Here is a 6,368-nt window from a genome sequence, read left to right on the forward strand (position 1 = left end):
CTTGTCCGGCGCTTTTTTCATGCGGGCTTGCCCGACCAGCGCCGGGCCAGGGTGCGCGCCGCCTCCAGCACCCGCTCCTTGGCGGGATTGGGCCGCTTGCCGCTGCGCCAGGCCATCATCACATCCCAGTGATCCGGCGGAAGATCCGTCACATCCAGTTTCACCAGACGGCCAAACTCCAGATCCCGGGTGATGGCGAGCGCCGGCATCAGGGTGATGAAGCCATGCTCCAGCGCCAGCTCCCGCGCCGCACTGGCGGGCTGGATGGCGTGCAGCGGGCTCGCCACCTGGCGCAGCAGCCGCAGCTGCAGGATCAGCTCGTCACAGCCGGTGCCCCACTGCTGGGGGGCCAGCCGCTCGTTGGCGATGTCCTGCAGGGTCAGCCCCTGCCGTCCGGCCAGCGGATGGGTGGCGCAGGCCACGGCGATGATGGGGGAGCGATAGAGCAGCTCGAGCTGGATGCCCGCGATGGCGGGACACTTGAGGATGAAGCCGACGTCTGTCTCGCCGGTCAGCAGCTCCTGCATGATGACACCGGAGTGATCCGTGCTGCAGCGGATCTCGAAGGCCTCGTCCACCAGGGCCAGCAGCAGGGGACCAAACACCACAGTGGTCAGGGAGGGGAGACAGGAGAGCCGGATCCGCGGCAGGGCCGGTGCCCCCTGCATCGCCAGTCGCCCCCCCTCCAGGGCACTCAACGCACTGGTGGCCGCCGGCAGAAACTGCTCGCAGGCCGGTGTGGGGGTGGCGCCACGGCGGTGACGGCGGAACAGGGACTGTCCCAGCTCCTGCTCCAGCACGGCGATCCGCTGGCTCACCATGGGTTGTGACCAGCCGCGAATGGCCGCCACCTTGCTGAAGCTGCCACGGTTGGCCACATCCAGCAGCAATTGCAAATCATCGAGTGTCACAGCCATAACCAAATCCAATATGAAATATAGCCAGTTGTCGGCTACCACTATATCTGGAGCCCCACCAGAATAGCAGCATCAATCGTCGTGAAATGGCAGAACGCCAGCGAGTCAGGGACTTATCGTCGCCCTTGGCTCTGTTTGGTGACGGCGCCATTCGGATAATGAGTACACAACAAATAATGTCATCGAAGCAAGCAGGGGTATAAGGGTCATGGTGGAGCGGGCGAGGCGGTTGGGGCGGTGGTTCTTGGCATTGGATTCCCTCTTGGTGATCCTGGGGTTCTTCGTGGTGATGCCCATGATCAGCCTGCGATTCGTGGATCAGCTTGGCTGGGCCGCCGGTGTGGTCGGGCTGGCGCTGGGGCTGCGTCAATTGACCCAGCAGGGGCTGGGGGTCTTCGGCGGCTCGCTGGCCGACAAGTTCGGGGCTCGCCCCCTCATTGTCTGCGGCATGCTGCTGCGGGCGCTGGGCTTTGCCAGCCTGGCCTATGCCCAGAGCGGGCTGGAACTCATTGTCTCCTGCATCATCTCTGGGCTCGGCGGCTGCCTGTTCGATCCCCCCCGCGCCGCCCTGGTGATCAAATTCACCCGCCCGCGGGAGCGCGGCCGCTACATCTCCCTGCTGATGATGCTGGAGAGCGCCGGCGCCGTGGTGGGGGCCCTGCTCGGCAGCTGGCTGCTCAACTTCGACTTTGAATATGTCTGCCTGCTGGGAGCCGGTCTGTTCGTCTGCGCCGCCCTGTGCAACCTGCTGATCCTGCCCCCCTACAAGCTCTCCCTGCGGCCGACCCCGATCCGGACAGGCCTCGGCCAGGTGCTGGCGGACAAGGCGTTCTGCCGGCTGGTGCTGATCCTGAGCGGCTACTACGCGCTCTGGGTACAGGTGATGCTGATCTTCCCCATCCTGGTCAAGCAGATGGCGGGCAGCACCACGGCGGTGGGCTGGATGTATACCCTGGAGACGGCCATCTCCCTGGCCCTGCTCTACCCCCTTGCCCGCTACGGCGAGCGCCACTTCAAGCTGGAAAACCGCCTGATGGCGGGGGTGCTGCTGATGACGGCAGGCATCGGGCTGGTGGCCTTTGCCACCACCTTGCCTGCTGTCTTCCTGCTGCTCGCCTGCTTCTATCTCGGCATCGTCATCGCCGAGCCGGCGCGGGAAACCCTGATGACCAAACTGGCCCAGCCGGGGGCGCGGGGCAGCTACATGGGCTTCAGTCGCCTTGGTCTGGCGCTGGGTGGCATGACGGGGTACGTGGGGGGCGGCGCCCTGCACGACTACGCCATGGCCCAGGGCCAGCCCTGGCTGCCCTGGCTGGTGCTCGGCACCGTCGGCGTCACCACCCTGCTGCTGCTGGTGAACTGCTTTCAACGCGATTCCCGCCTGGCCCAGGTCAATGCCTGATCCTTGAGCACACAATGCGGATGACCCCGGGGCGCCCCTCGTTCGAGGTGGCGCCCTTCTTTTATGCGGCAACACAGGACCGGCGCCCCCTCCCCTTGGCTGCCCCCTCTTTCCTCCACCCCACAGACCGAATGACGCACATAAAAAAAGCGGCAGATTGCTCTGCCGCTTTGTGTCCATCTGGCTGGGTTACTTGTCGATATCCAGCAGATTGTTGTTCAACATGTAGTCGATGACCTGATTGGCCGTGGATCCCGCTCCTCCCGTCAGAGTGTCGAAGGTGTGATTCACCAGCACTATCTCCTGGGTCACAGGTGCCGCGCTGCTCTCCTTCACCTGCAGGTGCACTCCTTCGCTGTCCTGGAACACAGAGAGCAGGCTCTTCAGGGTGGTCTGGTTCTTGCTGCCATCGCTGTCGAGCAGGTCGCTCAGATCCAGCTTGTCCCCTTCCGACTTGGAGAAGTCGACGACATAGTCCTTGGCAACGGAGCCTGCGACCGTGTCCCCCTTCAGCCAGGTGAAGGTATCGGATCCCGCATCCCCCTTCAGGATGTCGTCGCCACCCCCACCGATCAGGATGTCGTTGCCAAGGCCGCCGCTCAGCACGTCGTTGCCGGTCCCGCCGTACAGGGTGTCGTTGCCTGCATCACCGGAAAGTTCGTCGTTACCCCCCTGGCCGAAGAGGATGTCGTCTCCCAGGCCTCCATACAGCTTGTCATGGCCGCCACGAGTATCACCCGCCACATCAAATGACTTGGCATTGGCTTTGATATATTCGTACAGCTCTACGGTGCTGGGTGCATACCCGTTCTTCAAGGTCAGGAACTGGGTCAAGCCATCCAGCCCCTTGCCATTGACCCAGTCCGTCGGCTTAGCCGGATTGCCCGCCGCCCCCCAGGGTAGATAATCGGTGTTGATGGCATCGCCAAACAGGATGTCGTTGCCTGCACCGCCATTGACCGTATCCGAACCAACCTCTGCGGGAGTATTCGTCACCGAGCCACCCACAAGCACGGCCTGAAGATCTTCGGCCTTGGTGATAATGTCGGGTTGACCGATCGGCGGGTAGTCCGTCACCTTGGTGAGGTTATCAATCACCAGCGTGGCCGATGTGTTATCCCAACCCTGACCCCAACTCCAACCATCATCTATATCATTTAATGTAAAGACATAGCGATAGTCGCCAGCGGCCAGAGGACCACTGTTGATGGTCCCGGTCGCACTCACGGCACTGCCGACATTGACCCAGCTCGAGCCATTCCAGCGTTGTAGCTGCACTGAGAAGCTGTCACCGGAAGAAAAATCGCTATCTGTAGACAAATCAAAGCGGATGCCATTACCTGCAGCGACCGCCAGTGTTGCACTGGTAAAGATCGACGCACCGGAAGAGGCTTTATCAGTCAACTCAATCTTGTCGTTGTCTCTCGCAACGGTGCCGGAGCTATCGCCAGCTTTACCCCAACTGCCCGCTCTCCACACACCGCTATTATTCGAGAAGTCATTCAATATTTGCGACTGGCCATACTGGCTCCCCGGGCCGGTCACCTGGGTATTGTCGAAATACTTCAGGTTACCCTCCGTCACACCGGTACCTATGCCAATCGCCTTGACCTCGCTCAACCCCGACAGAGATGTAAAGGCATCGATTGCCTTCTGCATGTCGGCATCATTCGTGGTACCACCAGACGAGGAGTCGCCGTTGTGCACAGTGGGATCGCCATCGGTCAGGAAGTAGGTCAGGTTTTCGAATTTCAGGCCTGTCCCGCTACCCGGCTTGGTATTGAACCACTCGGTCGCCTTGATGAAGGCATCCTCGTAGTTGGTCGCCCCATTGGCAGACAGGGTCGTGATCTTGTTGATCAGCGTCTGCAGGTTTGCCGAGTTGAGATCTTCGATCTTCAACATATTGCTGGCCGACCCGGCGAAACCGATCAGCGTCACGTTGACCACGCCATCGTGGCTGGCAAGCTGGTTGGCCAATACTTTCAGTGCATTGATCGTCAGTGTCATCCGATCCTGACCTGAGCTGGGATCCTGATTCCCATTCAGGCCATATTTCATGCTGCCTGAGGTATCCACAATCAAGGCGACATTGTAATTCTTGCCAGGCTCGACCGACGCCTTGATGCCACCTATATCCCCCAGCAGCACATCATCACCACCGCCACCATCAACTGTGTTGTCACCATTCGGATTGGCCGGTTTGATCATGAAGCCGGCGTCTGCCTCGGTAAATTTCACTTCACCCGAGATAGGTTGACCATTCATGTCGTACTCTTGTGAACCCGCCACAACGGTAACCTTGATATTCTGGCTACCGACCGGCAGTTCAACCTGCAGCGACAATTTGCCATCCTGATCCAGCATGCTGGCTGGCACCTTCCAACTGCCGTCAGCCTGCAGAGTACCGCCGGAGAGCTCAGCCCCCTGCGGCAGTCCCTTGATGGTCAGCTCGGTAAAGCGCTCGCTACCGTCTGTGTCTATCAAGTCAGCATCTATCTTCAGGGTTGCAAGGTCGGCAACCTTGCTCAGCTGGCCACCCTCAAACTCGTACTTGCCATCTTGCAGATAGAGGATCTCGACACTGTAGAAGTCATGGTTGGTCACCCCCCCAGTGACAGGGTCCGTATAGACAAGCCGGTAGTCGCAGCTGTTGGGCAAACCGGTCATGATCAGTTTCAGCGCCTTCATAGAGCCGGGCATGTAGGCAACATCCTGGCCATCACCACCGTAATAGGAGGTGGTTGCCTTCAGACTTTGAGAGATGAGCGTATCGTTGCCCCCATCCCCCTGCAGCTTGACCGAGGACGTCGCATTCTTGCCACCGATCAGAATGTCATCTCCGTCACCGCCAATCAGGTGCTCATTGACGTTAGCCCCACCGATCAGGGTGTCGTTGCCGGCCCCACCGATAGCCTGGAAGCTTGTCCCGCTGCCGAACTTGATCGTGTCGTTGCCAGCCCCGCCATCTACCCAGTTGCCATTGCTGGAAACCAGATAATCATTCCCCCCGGTCGGGTTCGATGATGGATTCTTGCCTTGCAAGGAGTCCAGGATCTCTTCCACTTTCGCCGCACCCGGGGTCAAACCGCCACTCACCAGCTCAACCTTGAGTGTCACGCCATCAACGACGGGCTTGATATCAATAACGAACTTGGCGTTGTCACTGGAATTGACACCATCGCTGACCTGGTAATCGAAGGCGGCATAATCGCCAAGCTTGTTGCCTGAAGCCCCACCATTGTTGCCCGCAGCCGAGCTTGACTCATGAAGATCAGGCAAGAACTGCAGCTTGCCCGCATCAATATCCCCCTTGCTGAATGTCAGCCCGCTATTAACCAGAGCCTGTGTCACTGTCTGCCATTTACCGTCAGCATCCTTGTACTGAAGCAAGCCATCGGCTGGCAGTGAGGTGATCTTGATCGACAGCTGAGTATCTGGCGTATCGGCATCGCTGGCCTTGAAATCACCCCATTTCAGGGAAAGCGCGCTGTCTTCGGCACCACTGGCGTAGCCGCCGGCAGTGACGGGGACTGCCAATACCAGCGCAGTATCGCTACCCGGCAGGGAGGTGTTGCCCGCCTGGTCGGTCTGGGTCGCGGTCACCGTCAACGATTTCCCATTGCCCGGGGTCGCTTCAGTCCAGCTGATGGTGCCGTTTTGATAGCCATAGCTCTTGCCATTGCTCGATTGCAGCGTGCCATCGGCTTTCAACGTCAGTTCAACCGTATTGCTGACGGCGCCATTGTTGATGGTCAGCGTCACCTTGCCACCCGCAACGAGATCAGCATGGTTGACCCCGGCACGCACCTGGATCTGATCGTTGCCGATCTCGGCCTTGGTCAGCATCTGGTCGTTGTTCACGTCATCCACGATGACCACGGTCGGGGCATTGGGTGCATGAGTGTCGGTGGCCGCGCTGTCGCTGCCGCCGGTGCCCTTGTTGCCCGCCAGATCGGTGTAGCTCTGCGCCTTGACGGCGACCGAGGCGGTGCCCTCAAAGTTCGCATCCGGGGTGAAGGTGGCGCTCCAGGTCTTGCCGCCGTCGG

General features: G+C 60.2%; 3 protein-coding genes. 1 reads left to right on the plus strand and 2 read right to left on the minus strand.

Translation table 11 applies throughout. From position 1 onward, the window contains the following. Window positions 1–17 precede the first annotated feature (17 nt). Complete coding sequence (locus AC3WR3_RS20060; RefSeq protein WP_025325890.1) at window positions 18–917, minus strand: LysR family transcriptional regulator; 900 nt, start codon at window positions 915–917, stop codon at window positions 18–20. Window positions 918–1,125: 208 nt separating this feature from the next. Between AC3WR3_RS20060 and mdtH the strand changes: the two genes are divergently transcribed. Beyond that, on the plus strand, window positions 1,126–2,319 hold the full coding sequence (gene mdtH, locus AC3WR3_RS20065) for a multidrug efflux MFS transporter MdtH (protein ID WP_139435952.1): 1,194 nt from the start codon (window positions 1,126–1,128) through the stop codon (window positions 2,317–2,319). A 189-nt stretch (window positions 2,320–2,508) separates the two neighbouring features. Here mdtH and AC3WR3_RS20070 read toward each other — a convergent pair. After that, window positions 2,509–6,368 (minus strand): type I secretion C-terminal target domain-containing protein (locus tag AC3WR3_RS20070; protein ID WP_492293178.1); only part of this gene is annotated, 3,860 nt, incomplete at its 5' end.

Source organism: Aeromonas sp. EU05-FHT14A05 (assembly GCF_058791175.1).

What these genes read in the sequence shown, in the direction of transcription:
- AC3WR3_RS20060 (WP_025325890.1), bottom strand. Translation starts at nt 917, where the DNA reads ATGGCTGTGACACTCGATGATTTGCAATTGCTGCTGGATGTGGCCAAC.
- mdtH (WP_139435952.1), top strand. Translation starts at nt 1,126, where the DNA reads ATGGTGGAGCGGGCGAGGCGGTTGGGGCGGTGGTTCTTGGCATTGGAT.